This window comes from Lactococcus allomyrinae, from assembly GCF_003627095.1.
GTDB classification, from domain to species: domain Bacteria; phylum Bacillota; class Bacilli; order Lactobacillales; family Streptococcaceae; genus Lactococcus; species Lactococcus allomyrinae.
Genome location: NZ_CP032627.1, coordinates 2,231,544 through 2,246,595, shown reverse-complemented (window position 1 = coordinate 2,246,595; position 15,052 = coordinate 2,231,544). Strand labels below are relative to the sequence as shown.

Here is a 15,052-nt window from a genome sequence, read left to right as displayed (position 1 = left end):
ATAAGACTTGCCTATTTTAACTCATTTTGGCGATTTTGGCAATAAATAATCCCTCAACTAGTGAGTTGAGAGACTATTTTAAAAGAGGGACTTAATTTAATGTTCCTACGCCTTCAATATTTTCTTTACTTTTTTCAGTTTCCAAATTCTTACTATTTCTTCGACCGTAAAAGAAGTAGATTACAAGACCGACTAAGAACCACAAACCAGCATAAATTTTTGCATTAGCATCTAAATCCCAAAAGATAAAGGCTGAACCAATGAAACCAAGAGCTGGAAGAACTGGATAAAGTGGCATTTTGTATGCTGCTTTAGGCAAATCTTTGCCCTCGCGACGGCGTAATGAATAAATACCAAGCGACACAAACATAAATGCGATAAGCGTCCCCGCTGAAATCAATTGAGCCAGAAAGGCAAAGGGGAAAAATGCACCAATGATAATCGCAACAATTGACAACGCCCAAACTCCATTTGCTGGAAGATGTTTTTTGTTCATTTTGCCCAGTCCTTTAGGTAAAAGACCATCACGTCCAAAAGCATAAATTAAACGTGAACCTGCAAGAACCATACCAAGCAATGCAACAAACATCCCTGCAAGAGCAATAATTGTCACAATTTCTGAAAGGACTGAATATCCTGACTGTTGAAGCGCCCAACCAACTGGTGCAGCATTGCCTTCATAGGCTGAATAACGGTGCATTCCAACAAGAACTAGGGTAACAGCAGCAAAAAGAGCAACCGCGATAAGGAGAGAACCAAGAATTCCACGTGGCATCGTCTTTTTCGGATTTTTCGCCTCAGCCGAATTCGCCGCAATAGAGTCAAAACCAATGTAAGCAAGAAAAATCATTGAAACCCCTGACCAAATACCTGAGAAACCACCAAAACCTGTTTTCGGATTATGAGGGGGAATAAATGGATGATAATTTGATGGGTGAATTGCTGTAATACCAACAATAATAAAAGCAATAACAGCCGCAACTTTAAGCACAACAAGAACTTGACTGACTTTCCCCGCATCGGAAGCCCCTCTAAAAACAATCAGAGCTGAAATCAAAATAACAAGAAAAGAAATGATATCAACAACTCCACCGTTTGTCCCAAAAGGATTTGCTAGAACCGCTGGCAAATGAAAGCCTAGCGGTGCAAGCAACTGTTGGAAATTTGCAGAGAATCCTGCACCAACAAAAGCAACGGCGATAAAGTATTCGGCGAGTAATGCCCAACCTGCTATCCAACCAAAGCCCTCTCCAAACAACACTGAAATCCATGAATATGCTGAACCTGCAAGTGGCATTACTGTTGACATTTCAGCGTAAGCAAAAGCCACAAATCCTGCCACTACTGCTGCGATCAAATATGAGAAAACAACACCAGGCCCAGCGAATTGCGCCGCGACTTGTCCTGGTAAAGTAAAAATTGAAGTTGAAATAATCGTCCCAACACCTAGCGCAAGAAAATCGCGTGTACCGAGAACCTGTTCATAATGTTTATCTGCATCTTGGTAAAGCTGGAAATCAGCTTTTTTCATAAAACCCATGATAACTCCCTTTTGTCTGAATTTTTAATAAAATAATTTCAATAGATTATATTTTATCGAATTGTCAGACAATTGTCAAGAATTAAATGTATGCAAAAAAGGTGTAGCTAATGCCGTAAGATATTTTACTTTTTATCAATTATCGTATTTAGATAGAAGTTCTGTAAAATCAATATCTGTGAGCTGTTCTGGTGTTTGTAAATGATAAGTTTTCAAGCCAGTTTTTTGAGCACCTTTGATATTTTCTTCATTATCATCAATGAAAAGTGTTTCATGAGCAGCAAGATTTGCATGATGAAGCACTTTTTTAAAACTTTCTACCGTTGGTTTTCTGAGGTGCAACTCATGAGAATAATAAAGCGTTGTGAAATAGTGCTCTAAATGATGACCTGTTTGTTCTAAACATCTTTTCTCAAAACATTTCGCATGAATCGCATTGGTATTTGAAAAAAGATAGAGTGAATAATTTGCTGACAGCTCTGTCAGTAAAGCCATGCGCTGTTTATCAAAGTCTTTAAGAATAAGATTCCATGTTTCTTCAATGACAGCATCTGTTAGCTCACTGTCAGTATGCTGACGAAACTTATCATAGAATTCCTCAGGTTCAATCAAGCCAAGCTCTAAATCTTCAAAGAAATCAACTTGACTTTTAGGAGTAAAATATTGACCAAAGTCTTCAATACCCAGCTCTTCAAAGCGCTTAGTCATTCGTTCAAATCCCAAGTCAATAATTACACCACCAAGATCAAATATAATTGCTTTTATCATTTTATTCAATACCTCTCAATCCACCGTTAGGTTGAAGTTGTTGACCTTTATCTCCCCACATTCTGAAGAAAAAGTTAAAGATTGGGACAACAATAAATAGCCAATGCCCATAATCTGGAAAAGCAACCGCAATGATTGTAATTACAACATTAACAAGTAAAGTAAAAATCAACCGACTTGCCCAAATCTTCTGCCAAAAATGAAATGTCTTCGGCATATGATGAAAATGCTCACGCATGATTGAGCGACTCAAAAGTTCTTGTTGAACAAGAATAAACAACACAATCATCCCATAATTAATTGCCGAAAAACTTGTAGGCTGTACCATAATCCACTTTGTCAGCAGCGGAATAAGACTAAGCAAGCCCATAAAAATAAAATCTTGAACAATCACCCCTTCAGTAATCTGCTCAGTAATCGCAAAAGTTTTGTGATGATTGAACCAAAAATTTGCAATCACAATAAAACTGACCAAGAAAATACCAACTGCTGACAGAAAGTTCCAATATCCACCGTCAGTAGTAGGCATCGGAATTTCTAGTAGCATAATCGTGATGATAACCGCAATCACTCCGTCTGAAAAAGTTTCAATATGATTACGGAGTTTCTGCTTACGAATCTTGTCTTCCTCAATGCTATGCTTTTGCATCTCCTTGCCAAGTTCATCCTCAGACATTGAGGCGTAACGCGGATGAGAATCCAAAAACTCATCTTTCAGTTCTTGCCTCGCAATACGAAGTTCTTCATTATTGGATAGCTTCTTGAAAGCTTCCGCTTGGCGTTTATTGTCAAATTCTGCTTTTTTATTTACTGACAACTTTCTGTCAGTAACTTGTTGCACATCTGTCAGTAAATGTTGGGCATTTTCAGCTTCATCAAACGATTTGTCAGCATTTTTCTCATGTTGAGCAGATGCTGACAGCTTTTCATCAGTAATCTTTTGTTCATCAGCCATGACGCGCCTCTTTCGTATCTAAAATAATCGTGACAGGTCCATCATTAATCAACTCAACTTGCATATCTGCTCCAAAAACCCCTGCCTGCGTGGGGACAATTTGGGTTAACTTTTTATCAAATTTTTCGTACATCTGTTGAGCAAAATCTGGCTGCCCTGCAGCGCTAAAACTCGGGCGATTTCCCTTTTTTGTTTCAGCATACAAGGTGAATTGAGAGATAGACAAAATCTCTCCTTTAATATCCTGTACTGACAAATTCATCTTGTCATTACTATCAGAAAAAATCCTCATCTGTGTGATTTTGCGCACCGCATAATCTAAATCAAACTCGGTATCGGCATCTTCCACGCCAACCAAAAGTAACAACCCTTGAGAAATTTTACTGACAACATCTCTGTCAATACTGACAGAAGCTGATTTTACACGTTGAATTACAATTTTCATATTTTCATTTTACCATAGTGCAAAGAATTCTTGACAGACGGACTGTCTTTAGGTAATATCGTATTAATAAGAGTACGTCATTTTATATCAAAATTCTATAACTTTTTTATATTGATATGTAGTAGATTTAACTTCTAAAGGAGAAGCTCATGGAAGAACTAGCAATTATTGTCCCAGTATACAATGAAGAAGAAACCATTGAACTTTTCATCAAAGCAGTCAATAAAAAAACGGCTTCCCTTCAGCTCAAGAAAACTTTTTACTTCGTAAATGATGGTTCTAAAGACAATACCCTTTCTATTATTAAGAAATTAGCGCTTCAAGAAAAAAATATCAACTATATCAGTTTTTCCAGAAACTTTGGGAAAGAAGCCGCTCTACTAGCAGGCTTGCAAGCTACACACGAATCTTTTGTTACTATCATGGATGTTGACCTTCAGGATCCCCCTGAACTCCTGACTCAAATGTATGATAAAATCCTTGAAGGATACGATGTTGTAGGCACACGCAGAATTTCTCGTCAAGGTGAACCCTTTATTATCTCATCTTTATCTCGCTTGTTTTATAAAACATTCAACAAAATTTCAAGTACACCCATTGTTGATGGTGTTCGTGACTTCCGCTTAATGACACGTCAGGTTGTAAACAGTATTTTAACATTGGAAGAAAATAATCGGTTTTCCAAGGGTCTTTTTGCTTGGGTAGGCTACAATGTGGCCTATCTTGAATATCCCAATCATGAAAGAAGTGCCGGCAAAACCTCTTGGACTTTTCGAGAATTACTCAGTTATTCCATCGATGGTTTAATGAATTTTTCAGAAGCTCCTTTAAATATTGCCACATTTGTAGGAGTCCTTAGTTTCTTCATCTCCCTTGTTTTAGGTATTTTTTACATTATAAAAACTTTAATTTTCGGCGACCCTGTGCAAGGATTTCCCACCTTAATCGTACTCATCCTGCTTTTAGGTGGATTACAACTTCTTTCTTTGGGAATCATAGGAAAATATATTGCTAAAATTTTTCTCGAAACTAAAAAACGTCCCAACTATATCATTAAAGAAACAAATTTATACTAATTTACGAATGTACTACTTTTAAGATAAGCAAAATAAAAGAGTTTAGGAAGTCCTAAACTCTTTTATTTATGCGTTTGTACGTTTAACAGAATAAACATCTGGTGTCATCTTAATCTTATCTACAACTGTTGTAAGCTCAGATAAATTTTTGATACCCAAAGCAATATGGATATTTGCCATTTTTTTATCTTTGGTTGGTTGGGCATTGATTGAAATTAGATTTTTTGTTGAATTGGACAACACTTGCATCACATCATTCAAAAGACCTGGACGGTTAAAACCATAAACATCAATATTTGCAACATATTCTTTCGTAAGATTTTCGGATTCATCCCACTCAACTTCAACAAGACGTTGCTCAAAATCTTCCATGTTCCGCACATTTTGACAATCCGCTCGATGGACTGAAACACCTCGTCCTTTCGTGATATAACCAACAATATCATCGCCTGGAACAGGATTACAACATTTGGCAATGCGTACAAGCAAGCTATCAATACCAGAAACACTCACACCCCCATCATGACGGACTTTCATGACATTTTTATTTGTTTCGCGCTTGACTTCGCCTTTCATCAACTCTTCAGCTTCTGCTTTTTGCTTCGCTCGTTCAGCTTGCCGCCGTTCTGACTCAGTCAAACGATTGGCAACCGTAATTGGTGAAAGTTCCCCAAAACCAATTGCTGCATAGAGTGCATCTGCGTTACGATAACTCATCTTGTTGAATAATTCATCAAAGTGTTTCTTATCTAGGTACTGATTAGGAACAAAACCACTCTCTAATAGTGCATCTTGTAACATCTCACGCCCCTTATTGACGGAAAGTTCCTTATCTTGATTTTTGAAAAATTGTTTGATTTTATTTCGCGCTTTATTTGTTTTGACAAGATTAATCCAGTCACGACTTGGACCAAAAGAGCTTGAACTCGTGATAATCTCAACTCGGTCACCCGTTTTCAACTGCACGGATAAAGGCTTCATTCGACCATTCACTTTTGCACCAGTGGCATGATCGCCAACTTTTGTATGGATAGCATAGGCAAAGTCAATCGGACCAGAACCACGAGGAAGCTCTTGAACTTCACCATTTGGCGTGAAAACATAAATTTTATCAGATAAAATATCTTCCTGCACTGCTTTTACAAAATCTTCAGCAGAATCGCCTGCTTCTTCACGAAGCTCAACGAGTTCATGAATCCAATTTAAAGTTTCAGAAATTTCATGGACATCAACTTTTGCTTTACGCCCCTGTTTGTAAGCCCAGTGAGCTGCAACCCCAAATTCTGCGATTTGGTGCATTTCGCGTGTTCTAATTTGAAATTCCATTGGACCTTTTGGTCCGTAAACCGTTGTATGGACAGACTGATAACCATTTGCTTTAGGGTTAGCAATGTAGTCTTTAAAACGTCCTGGCATAGGTTTCCAGAGGTCATGGATATAGCCTAGAGTCGTGTAAACATCACTTGTCGTTTCAGTAATACAACGGATTGCAATCAAATCATAAATTTCATCAAAACGTTTTTTCTTATCGTGCATTTTACGATAAATGCTATAAATATGTTTTGGACGACCATAAATCTCAGCATCAACGCCTGCTTTTTCGACACGTTCATGGAGCTTTCTGATTACTTCTGATACCAATTCTTCACGCGCTGCACGTTTTTCATTCATTAGACCACGGATACGATAAAATTCCGCTTCTTCCAGATAACGAAAAGCTAAATCTTCTAATTCCCATTTGATACTGGCAATCCCTAAACGATGAGCCAGCGGAGCATAAATTTCCATCGTTTCACGAGAAATGCGCTTTTGTTTATCTGGACGTAAATGTTTAAGCGTTCGCATATTATGCAGACGGTCAGCAAGCTTGACAAGAATAACACGAATATCTTTGCTCATCGCCATCAACATCTTACGATGGTTCTCTGCTAATTGTTCTTCGTGTGATTTATACTCTACTTTACCAAGTTTTGTAACACCATCTACAATTTCTGCAATTTCGTCGCCAAAAAGTTCCTGCAAGTCAGCTTGAGTAAAATTAGTATCTTCCACAACGTCATGTAAAAAACCACAAGATACCGTTACTGCATCAAGTTTTAATTTCGCTAAAATACCTGCAACTTGTGTAGGGTGGACAAAATAAGCCTCACCAGAAGCACGATATTGGTCTGCGTGAGCAATAGATGCGCACTGTAATGCCTTCTGCACCAGCAAAAGGTCTTTTTCATTCATATATTCAGCACAGATATTAACAACTTCTGCACCGGTCAAGACTGGTTCTGAAGGCATAATTTTAAATACTAGTTATTTTTCACTTAGATTTCTTATTTTTCATCGTGATTCGGGATGACTAGCTTTCCTCCTTGATTTTTGTTTAAACCATTTTATCATATTTGAAGCTTAATCTAAAGATTTACAAGTCTTGTGCAAGAAAAAGTCTAAATTTCTCAACTTTTAAAACTAAAAATTATACTATTTCAACTATACTGCCTTGTGCTAGCGCAAAAAGTAGTTTGCGTTTACGCAAATTTTAGCTTCTAAAAGAAACTTATAAAAACCAAGCGACATCAGAATCCACGCTTATTTTAATATAAGAAATAGCACACACTTATGTTGATAAATCTTGTTCGGGTAGGATTTATCGTCAGAACGAGTATGGGATAGAGACTTTTTATAATGCCTCAACTATACAATACACATGGCACTATTCTGGCCTCTTGAAGTTAGACCGCAACAGCAATCCATTGTTAGTTTTTACAACGGATTACCTATAGTAATTCAAAATAAGCAGAAATTACTGACAGCGCATAAAGCGGTGCTGTCTCGGCTCGCATGATACGCGGGCCTAGACCGATTTTGCGAGCGCCAAGCTGCTCAAACTTTTCGATCTCTTCTGGGGCAATACCACCTTCTGGTCCAAAAATAATGAGCAATTTTTGACCTTTGGGTAACTCTGTTAGCGCCTGATGAAAGGCTGCTTTTTCGCCAGCTTTAGCGGATTCTTCGTAAGCAATCAGCACGCTGTCAAATTCAGAAAACTTTTCTGTCAGTACTGACAGCTGATCAAAAAGTTTGATTTCTGGCAAGATTTGTCGCCTTGATTGTTCCGCCGCTCCGAGTGTTATTTTTTCTAGCTTGTCTTGCTTTTTCGTCAATTTTTTGTGGTCATATTTGACAACCGACCATTTGAAAGGTGCCGCCCATATCGCTGCTGCACCGAGCTCTGTCGCTTTTTCTGTAATAAAATCTAACTTATCCGCTTTTGGAAAACCAACTGCAACAGTGACTTCTATTGGCAACTCCGTCAGTGCTGACAGGATTTCTGTTAGTTTGACCGAACGCTCTTCAGGACTAATAACCTCCGCTAAAGCAACTTTTCCACCGTCAAAGACCAGCTGCAACTTTTCTCCTGCCTGTGCGCGCATGACAGTAAAAATATGATGCACTACTGCTTCATTTTCAATCGTGAATGTCGTGTTGAGTTCAGGCAGTTCACGAAATACAAAGTATTGATTTGCCATTATTCCGCCTCTTTTGGATTCCGAGCAAACCGCTGATATTGTCCCCGCAGCTTACCCCCTTCTTTCTCAACCTGAGCATCAAGCGAAGTTCTCATCTTCTGAATCAATCGCATCAGTTCCACCTTTTCATCATCATCTAATCCCTCAAGCAAAATAGGACTAACATCAACAAACTCATCAAACTGGTCAATTTCCTTCTCACCCGCAGGAGTCAACGACACAATATAAACTCGCTTATCTTCTGGAGACTGCCATCGGCTAATCAGTCCTTTTTTCTCAAGTTTTCTGATAATCTCACTTGCTGACTGAGGTTTCATATCAAGTCTAGCAACAAGGTCTCTTTGAGAAATCGGTGACTCCTCCTCTAAAATTCCCAAAATCTGCCCTTGACCGACCATTCGGTTAAGACGCGTACCGACCTGCTTACGGAAACTCATTTTTTTACGGGCAACCCAGTACATAAGCTGGGTATATTCCATAAAATTTTTTGTTAAATTTCTTTCTTCTATTTTATTCATAACTTTATTTTACCATATTTTTTTAAAATATTATCAGGGTACCGAACTTTTTTCTTGACAACTTAATCAGGATACCTTATAATATTTTTTGTAAGGTATCCTTACTAACTTAAGAAAGGAATTGAGTTCGCTCTTCTCTACTTGATATTTCCTAAATTTTATCAGTCGGACAAACGAACTCCTATTTTGAACAATGACTATAGCAATTCAAACTCAAAACATCCGCAAAGACTTTAAAGGCAAGACAGCTGTGAAAGGAATCTCCCTCACAGTCAATGAAGGCGAAATATTCGCCATTCTCGGTCCCAATGGTGCAGGAAAATCAACTCTCCTGCGGATGCTTTCCACACTGACCTCTATTTCTAGCGGTTCTGCACATATTTTCGGACATAATGTTGCAACAAATAGTGCGTCTGTCCGTCAAATTATAGGTTTGACAGGGCAAGATGCCACAGTTGATGAAAATTTAACTGCCTTTGAAAATCTAACGATTTTCGGTCGGCTCAACGGTTTAAATAAAAGGACCGCTAAGGCTCGTGGTATAGAGCTTCTTGAGCAATTTTCTCTGAGCTCTGCCGCTCACAAACAACTCAAAACATTCTCTGGTGGCATGAAACGACGACTTGACCTTGCCGTCAGTTTGATTGCACGCCCAAAACTTGTCTTTCTTGATGAACCAACCACAGGACTTGACCCTCGCACCCGTGGTGAAATGTGGACGACGATTCGTGAACTTGTTGCAAATGGTTCTACTCTGCTGTTAACGACTCAATATTTGGAGGAAGCGGACCAACTCGCTGACAAGATTGCTATCATTGACCGTGGTAAACTCATTGCTGAGGGTACACCAAATGAACTCAAAGAAACACTCGCTCCAACACTCTTTGAGCTGTCTTTAGAAGATAGCAAAGATATTCCTGATGCACAAAGTCTAATCACCAGTAAGTTTGGCCTTGAAGCAAATATGCTCCCCGAACAAAACACGCTCTCACTCCCAATGAAAAATACATCAGCTATGACGGACTTGCTCACATCATTTGATGAAGCACACATACGCTTAGCATCCTTCTCTGTAAGAAAGCCAACGCTTGATGAGGTATTTTTAGAAGTAACAGGAAACTAAGATAGGATAGAGAAACTCGTTTAAAATTAACGACAAAGATTAATACAAATAGAAAGAAGAATTAAAATGCAAGTAACCACAAAACTCATACCAGCTACTCAAAAACGCAAAAGTTATATCTCGTCTATTATTCATGACAGTTGGATTATGGCAGGACGTGCTTTTGCTAAGACTCGACACAATCCCGAACAACTCTTTGATGTTGTCGGTATGCCGATTTTCTTTATGGTACTTTTTACTTATATTTTCGGTGGCGCTATTGCAGGTAACTTCAAAACTTACCTTGTCACGATTGTCCCTGGAATTCTTATCCAAACTCTTATTAACGCTTCATCTGGTACTGGGGTACAACTTCGTGAGGACATGGAAACAGGTGTATTCGACCGCTTTCGGTCACTACCAATTGCTAGAATTTCTCCATTTGCAGGACTTTTAATAGCTGACATACTGCGATATGCCATTGCTGCAGTTGTATCGGTAATAACTGGACTTGCACTCGGTTGGCGCCCCACAGCTGGATATAGTTGGCTATTTGCTGGCATCCTCCTTGTAATCTTTGCAACTTGGGCACTTAGCTGGATTTTTGCTATGGTTGGACTTTTGATTAAATCTGCAGCGACAATCTCAGGGATTTCCATGCCACTGACAATGGGGTTAACTTTCTTGTCTTCTGCTTTTGTACCAATTAGTAGTTTACCCAAATGGTTGCAACACTTTGCCAATGCTAATCCAATTACATTTTTAATCAATGCTTTTAAAGAAATGGTCAATCACGGAACCTTTGGTCATGATGCTTTTATGGTAATTCTCATCAGCCTAGCTATCGTTGTTGTCATGGCTCCCCTTACAATTCTTGTCTACAATAAAAAAGCCTAAGTTTAGGCTTTTTTATCCCCCAATTACACCTTCACGGTTTTCCGTTTTCTTGAAAATCACGCAATTCCACTCTCCCTGTGTCATACGTGTTTCAAGGAAAAATCCAGCATTTTCAGCACTTGCAATGACCATGTCCGCTTTTTCAGCGATAATGCCGCTCATAATCAAATAACCCTCAGGTTTGACCAGTCGGTAAGCATCCTCAGTCATCAGCACGAGAATGTCCGCTAGAATATTTGCCACGATGACATCGGCTTCTTGCGTGACATTTTCCAGCAAATTATTCGCCGAAACATAGATTTTCTCATAGTCGGCATTGAGCTGGATATTCTCCAACGCCACGCGCACCGCGACTTCGTCAATATCGTAAGCATGAACCTCGGCAGCGCCCAGCAGCACACTCGCCACGGACAGCACGCCTGAGCCCGTCCCGACATCAAGCACCATCTCGCCGCCACGCAAAACCTGCTCCAGCGCATACAGGCTCATCTTCGTCGTCGGGTGTGTCCCCGTGCCAAACGCCATGCCAGGATCCAGCCTGATGAGTTTTTCGCCATCAGTCGCATGATAATCCTCCGTCCAGCTCGGCACAATCGTCAAATCATGCGTCACGCGTGCTGGCTCAAAATATTTCTTCCAGGCATCCGCCCAGTTGGTCTCTGACAGGTTATTTGTCAGTACTGACAGGTCTGTCAAATCGAAAAATTCGCTCAAACCGCTGATTTTATGCTCAATATCCGCTTTCAGCTCGACAATCGGCAGATTTTCAGGATAATAAGCCGTTACCTCCACCAAATCTGACTGTTCCACGTACGGCAACACTTCGCCAAATTGGTCCTCATGCATCAAATAATCCGCGCTATCGTTGATTTCCACGCCCGCTGCGCCCACCTCAATCAGAATAGCAGAAATCGTCTCCTCAGCCGCTCGTGTGATTTTTACCGTAATACTGTTCCAGTTGTTCATTTCTTACTTCTCCATCCTTATCAGCCTTGACCACTCTTATTTTCCATTTTTTCAAGCAATTTCACAATTCGCTTCGTAAACCTCTTTGCTTGCGCAAAGTCCTCATCGTCAAAATCACCAGCAGAGCCATCTTCCATCTGCTCAATCCATGTGAGAATTTCCACATTGTATTCATCAATGCCAAGCAGCTTGAGCCGCGTCAAACTCACACGCAAGGTCTTTGCCAGTTGCAGCACCCGATAACGCCGCTCGCTTCGACGTTTCATCAAGGTTCGTTTATAGTCTTGATTGGGATTTTCCCAAGGTAAATGGTGTTCTGTCATTTTATTCGCTTTCCAACACTTCATCAAGTGTCTTTCTCAGCGTTTCAACCATTTCTGCTAATTTTTCATTTGTTGGACGTGCTGCTTCGCCTTCCATGACTTCTAAAGGCACCCACCAGACGGGACCTTTAGAAGCATAAGGCTGTAAATCTCCTTGTTGACGAGGAAAAAGATGCCAATGGACATGACTATCGGCATTTCCAAGCATTTCAATATTCATTTTCTCAGCTTTAAATGCCTTGGCAACTGCTTCTTGAACTAGCGCCATCTCTTCAAGATGTTTTTGCTTGAATGTAGACTCCAGATAATGCAACTCCGTCACGTGTTCTTTGCAGAGAAAAATCGTTCTACCATAGAAATACTGGAAATCGCCGATAACGACATAACCTGTTTCAAGTTCCTTTACAAAATACAGATTCGTTTCGTTTTTAATCATTTCGATACGCTCGCAAATAAAACAGCTCATTTTATTAAGCTCCTCCTCACAAAATCCTCGTCGTCCATTCCTCACAATTGACCACATCAGAGACAACTCCTTCATAAAACTCAGGTTCGTGGCTGACCATCAAAATCGTGCCAGGATAGTCGATCAGCGCACGTTTTAACTCCTCTTTCGCATCAACATCGAGGTGATTGGTCGGTTCGTCCAAAATCAAGATGTTTGACTCTGTGTTCATCAGCTTGGCAAAGCGCAACTTGGCTTGCTCACCGCCTGACAGCACATAGACGCGCGTTTCGATTTGTTTCGTTGTGAGTCCCACGCGCGCCAGCGCACCGCGCAATTCGGCCTGATTCCAGCTTGGATATTCGTCCCAGAGGTCGTCTAGCACTGTTTTTTGCGACGGCTCCTTGATTTCCTGCTCGTAGTAGGCGATGTCTTGGAAATTTCCTTTTTCAATGTCGCCAGAAAGTGCAGGAATTAAGCCCATGAGACTCTTGAGCAGCGTGGATTTCCCAATCCCATTTGAGCCGACAAAGGCAATCTTTTGCCCGCTTTCGACTTTGAGATTAATCGGTGCAGACAGTGGATTTTCAGCAGCATAACCGATGACCAAATCAGTCGCCTCAAAGACCAAACGGCTCGGTTTACGGCTAAATTTGAAATCAAAATGCGGTTTTGGTTTCTCGTGAATGGTATCGACAATTTCCATTTTCGCCAGCATTTTTTCACGCGCTTTCGCCTGTCCAGAGGTCGCAACATTGGCTTTTTTACGGGCAATGAAATCTTTTAATTTCGCTGCTTCCGCCACTTGCGCATCATGCAGATTTTCAAGCTGCTTTTTCTTTTCCTCAAAAACCCGCTCAAACTCGTGATAGCTCATTGAATAGCGCGTAATGCCCTGCCCATGCACATGGTAAATGACGTTGACGACCTCATCCATGAAGGACACATCGTGCGAAATCAAGATAAAGGCATTTTCATAGTTTTTCAGATAATTTTTTAGCCAAAAAATATGCTCCTCATCCAGATAATTCGTCGGTTCGTCCAAGAGCAAAATATCTGGCTTTTCAAGCAGGAGCTTACCGAGCAGGATTTTCGTCCGTTGCCCTCCTGACAAATCTGCGACATCCTTATCTAGCAAATTCGTCAGACCCAGTCCACGCGCGGTTTCTTCGACTTTTGAGTCAATCAGATAAAAATCGCCTGTGTCCAGTTCTTCTTGCAGCTCGCCGACATTTTCGAGGGCAGCATTCATCTCGTCTTCTGACATTTCCGCCATTTTCATATAAGTGTCATTGATTTCCGCTTCGACATCAAAAAGATACTGAAAAGCCTCAGAGAGTGCTTCTCGAGTGGTTTTGCCTTTGCCAAGCGCTGCGTGCTGGTCCATGTAGCCAACGCGGTGCTTTTTTGACCAAGTTACCTTACCCTCATCAGGGGTCAGCGTGCCTGTGATAATGCTCATGAAAGTTGATTTACCCTCGCCGTTTGCTCCGACAAAGCCAATATGCTCGCCTTTGAGCAACCGAAAGCTCACATCTTCAAAAATCGCACGGTCACCAAAGCCGTGACTCAGGTTTTTAACATCTAAAATACTCATTTTATTTCTCTTCTATTTTTTAATATTTTTCCCATAAGCAAACAAGGATTTGCCTGTCCCCAAAGCTCTGGTAAATCTAGCCATTCATCAAACTTTTGAGCTTTATAAAACTGGCGTGTCTTATGATAATATTCATTTTTACGTTGACTACTTAACGTTTTAACTACAACTCTCTCACAATTTTGCGATAAAAGTTTTTGCTCAAAATTATGATAAAGTGCCATACCAATCCCTTTAGAATGAAATTCTGGTAACACTCCGCAAACAAAGCTTTCACCCGTCCGTCCATAATGAATTTCACCTGCAAGAAAGCCTAGATAGTGCTCTCCGTCAAAAGCTACGTAGAAAATCTTATCTGACACTCCCTTGACATATTCTGTCAGTGCTGACGGAATCCCAAACCACTCTGGAAGTTGTCGTAAAATCTTGTCAGTAATGACAGATTTTTCGTCAGCATCTGTTAGCTCATAAATCTCCAACATTCAGTCCTCATAACCCACTAACCAACACAAGCCAAATTGGTCAACGACTTGTCCGTCTGTGGCACTCCAAGCACGGTGTTGCAATGGTTCAATAATTGTGCCAGAAACCGAGAGTTGATTAAACCACTGATGTAATGTCATTGGCTCTGCTACTCCAAGCAAGGTCAGCATCATTCCTTCCATTTTTACAGAAGCTTGCCCTACGGCTGTATCTGCTCCGTATAATTTGACAGGACCATCAACCAAGCCTCCGTGAGCAATGGCATTTGCTGGTCCATCTGTACGTTCAAATTCAGAAAATGTGTGTAAAAAAAGCTGACAGCCAAAAATTTCACTATAAAAAGTTAATGCTTCGCGCGCATTGCCTGGGAAAAGAACATAAGGTGATGGTGCGATATTTTGATTTTTACTGACCAT

General features: G+C 40.3%; 16 protein-coding genes. 3 read left to right on the top strand and 13 right to left on the bottom strand.

All coding sequences use genetic code 11. From position 1 onward, the window contains the following. Positions 1–91: 91 nt before the first annotated feature. The 4 genes from D7I46_RS10645 to dtd form a co-directional block, all read right to left on the bottom strand. On the bottom strand, positions 92–1,540 hold the full coding sequence (locus D7I46_RS10645; protein ID WP_120772853.1) for an APC family permease: 1,449 nt from the start codon (positions 1,538–1,540) through the stop codon (positions 92–94). 135 nt (positions 1,541–1,675) lie between these two features. Continuing rightward, positions 1,676–2,308 (bottom strand): HAD family hydrolase, encoded by a 633-nt coding sequence (locus D7I46_RS10640; protein ID WP_120773355.1) that lies wholly within the window; start codon positions 2,306–2,308, stop codon positions 1,676–1,678. A gap of 1 nt (position 2,309) precedes the next feature. Continuing rightward, complete coding sequence (locus D7I46_RS10635; RefSeq protein ID WP_240424421.1) at positions 2,310–3,263, bottom strand: TMEM175 family protein; 954 nt, start codon at positions 3,261–3,263, stop codon at positions 2,310–2,312. Next, positions 3,256–3,708, bottom strand: coding sequence for a D-aminoacyl-tRNA deacylase (dtd, locus tag D7I46_RS10630; protein WP_120772852.1), 453 nt, complete (start codon positions 3,706–3,708; stop codon positions 3,256–3,258). Before dtd ends, D7I46_RS10635 begins: the two co-directional genes overlap by 8 nt. Positions 3,709–3,857: 149 nt before the next feature. Here dtd and D7I46_RS10625 point away from each other — a divergent pair, with 149 nt between their 5' ends. Continuing rightward, positions 3,858–4,784 (top strand): glycosyltransferase family 2 protein, encoded by a 927-nt coding sequence (locus tag D7I46_RS10625; RefSeq protein ID WP_120772851.1) that lies wholly within the window; start codon positions 3,858–3,860, stop codon positions 4,782–4,784. A gap of 66 nt (positions 4,785–4,850) precedes the next feature. Here D7I46_RS10625 and D7I46_RS10620 read toward each other — a convergent pair whose 3' ends face one another. From D7I46_RS10620 to D7I46_RS10610, 3 genes are all read right to left on the bottom strand, one after another. After that, positions 4,851–7,073 carry a RelA/SpoT family protein gene (locus D7I46_RS10620; RefSeq protein WP_120772850.1) on the bottom strand — a complete coding sequence of 741 codons (2,223 nt, stop codon included), beginning with the start codon at positions 7,071–7,073 and terminating at the stop codon, positions 4,851–4,853. A gap of 479 nt (positions 7,074–7,552) precedes the next feature. Further along, positions 7,553–8,305, bottom strand: coding sequence for a 16S rRNA (uracil(1498)-N(3))-methyltransferase (locus D7I46_RS10615; protein ID WP_120772849.1), 753 nt, complete (start codon positions 8,303–8,305; stop codon positions 7,553–7,555). Continuing rightward, entirely contained in the window at positions 8,305–8,823 is a 519-nt protein-coding gene (locus tag D7I46_RS10610; protein ID WP_120772848.1) for a MarR family winged helix-turn-helix transcriptional regulator, read from the bottom strand. Before D7I46_RS10610 ends, D7I46_RS10615 begins: the two co-directional genes overlap by 1 nt. Positions 8,824–9,016: 193 nt before the next feature. Here D7I46_RS10610 and D7I46_RS10605 point away from each other — a divergent pair, with 193 nt between their 5' ends. After that, positions 9,017–9,946: an ATP-binding cassette domain-containing protein gene (locus tag D7I46_RS10605; RefSeq protein ID WP_120772847.1), complete on the top strand. Its 930-nt coding sequence runs from the start codon at positions 9,017–9,019 to the stop codon at positions 9,944–9,946. Positions 9,947–10,012: 66 nt separating this feature from the next. Beyond that, complete coding sequence (locus D7I46_RS10600) at positions 10,013–10,822, top strand: ABC transporter permease (RefSeq protein WP_120772846.1); 810 nt, start codon at positions 10,013–10,015, stop codon at positions 10,820–10,822. 12 nt (positions 10,823–10,834) lie between these two features. Here the strand turns inward: D7I46_RS10600 and prmA are convergent, their stop codons facing one another. Genes prmA through D7I46_RS10570 form a run of 6 tightly spaced genes read right to left on the bottom strand, consistent with a single transcriptional unit; the run spans position 10,835 to position 15,052 of the window. Then, positions 10,835–11,788 (bottom strand): 50S ribosomal protein L11 methyltransferase, encoded by a 954-nt coding sequence (prmA, locus tag D7I46_RS10595; RefSeq protein WP_120772845.1) that lies wholly within the window; start codon positions 11,786–11,788, stop codon positions 10,835–10,837. Between the two features lie 20 nt (positions 11,789–11,808). Continuing rightward, entirely contained in the window at positions 11,809–12,111 is a 303-nt protein-coding gene (locus D7I46_RS10590; protein WP_120772844.1) for a hypothetical protein, read from the bottom strand. 1 nt (position 12,112) lies between these two features. Then, positions 12,113–12,577: an HIT family protein gene (locus D7I46_RS10585; protein WP_120772843.1), complete on the bottom strand. Its 465-nt coding sequence runs from the start codon at positions 12,575–12,577 to the stop codon at positions 12,113–12,115. A 16-nt stretch (positions 12,578–12,593) separates the two neighbouring features. Further along, a complete protein-coding gene (locus D7I46_RS10580; protein ID WP_120772842.1) occupies positions 12,594–14,153 on the bottom strand; it encodes an ABC-F family ATP-binding cassette domain-containing protein in 1,560 nt (519 codons plus the stop codon). Then, positions 14,150–14,635: a GNAT family N-acetyltransferase gene (locus D7I46_RS10575; protein ID WP_120772841.1), complete on the bottom strand. Its 486-nt coding sequence runs from the start codon at positions 14,633–14,635 to the stop codon at positions 14,150–14,152. The genes D7I46_RS10580 and D7I46_RS10575 overlap by 4 nt, the downstream gene beginning before the upstream one ends. Beyond that, complete coding sequence (locus D7I46_RS10570; RefSeq protein ID WP_120772840.1) at positions 14,636–15,052, bottom strand: VOC family protein; 417 nt, start codon at positions 15,050–15,052, stop codon at positions 14,636–14,638.

Bases quoted from the DNA above. Each gene is read 5' to 3' on its own strand.
- D7I46_RS10645 (WP_120772853.1), bottom strand. From the start codon at position 1,540: ATGGGTTTTATGAAAAAAGCTGATTTCCAGCTTTACCAAGATGCAGAT.
- D7I46_RS10640 (WP_120773355.1), bottom strand. From the start codon at position 2,308: ATGATAAAAGCAATTATATTTGATCTTGGTGGTGTAATTATTGACTTG.
- D7I46_RS10635 (WP_240424421.1), bottom strand. From the start codon at position 3,263: ATGGCTGATGAACAAAAGATTACTGATGAAAAGCTGTCAGCATCTGCT.
- dtd (WP_120772852.1), bottom strand. From the start codon at position 3,708: ATGAAAATTGTAATTCAACGTGTAAAATCAGCTTCTGTCAGTATTGAC.
- D7I46_RS10625 (WP_120772851.1), top strand. From the start codon at position 3,858: ATGGAAGAACTAGCAATTATTGTCCCAGTATACAATGAAGAAGAAACC.
- D7I46_RS10620 (WP_120772850.1), bottom strand. From the start codon at position 7,073: ATGCCTTCAGAACCAGTCTTGACCGGTGCAGAAGTTGTTAATATCTGT.
- D7I46_RS10615 (WP_120772849.1), bottom strand. From the start codon at position 8,305: ATGGCAAATCAATACTTTGTATTTCGTGAACTGCCTGAACTCAACACG.
- D7I46_RS10610 (WP_120772848.1), bottom strand. From the start codon at position 8,823: ATGAATAAAATAGAAGAAAGAAATTTAACAAAAAATTTTATGGAATAT.
- D7I46_RS10605 (WP_120772847.1), top strand. From the start codon at position 9,017: ATGACTATAGCAATTCAAACTCAAAACATCCGCAAAGACTTTAAAGGC.
- D7I46_RS10600 (WP_120772846.1), top strand. From the start codon at position 10,013: ATGCAAGTAACCACAAAACTCATACCAGCTACTCAAAAACGCAAAAGT.
- prmA (WP_120772845.1), bottom strand. From the start codon at position 11,788: ATGAACAACTGGAACAGTATTACGGTAAAAATCACACGAGCGGCTGAG.
- D7I46_RS10590 (WP_120772844.1), bottom strand. From the start codon at position 12,111: ATGACAGAACACCATTTACCTTGGGAAAATCCCAATCAAGACTATAAA.
- D7I46_RS10585 (WP_120772843.1), bottom strand. From the start codon at position 12,577: ATGAGCTGTTTTATTTGCGAGCGTATCGAAATGATTAAAAACGAAACG.
- D7I46_RS10580 (WP_120772842.1), bottom strand. From the start codon at position 14,153: ATGAGTATTTTAGATGTTAAAAACCTGAGTCACGGCTTTGGTGACCGT.
- D7I46_RS10575 (WP_120772841.1), bottom strand. From the start codon at position 14,635: ATGTTGGAGATTTATGAGCTAACAGATGCTGACGAAAAATCTGTCATT.
- D7I46_RS10570 (WP_120772840.1), bottom strand. From the start codon at position 15,052: ATGGTCAGTAAAAATCAAAATATCGCACCATCACCTTATGTTCTTTTC.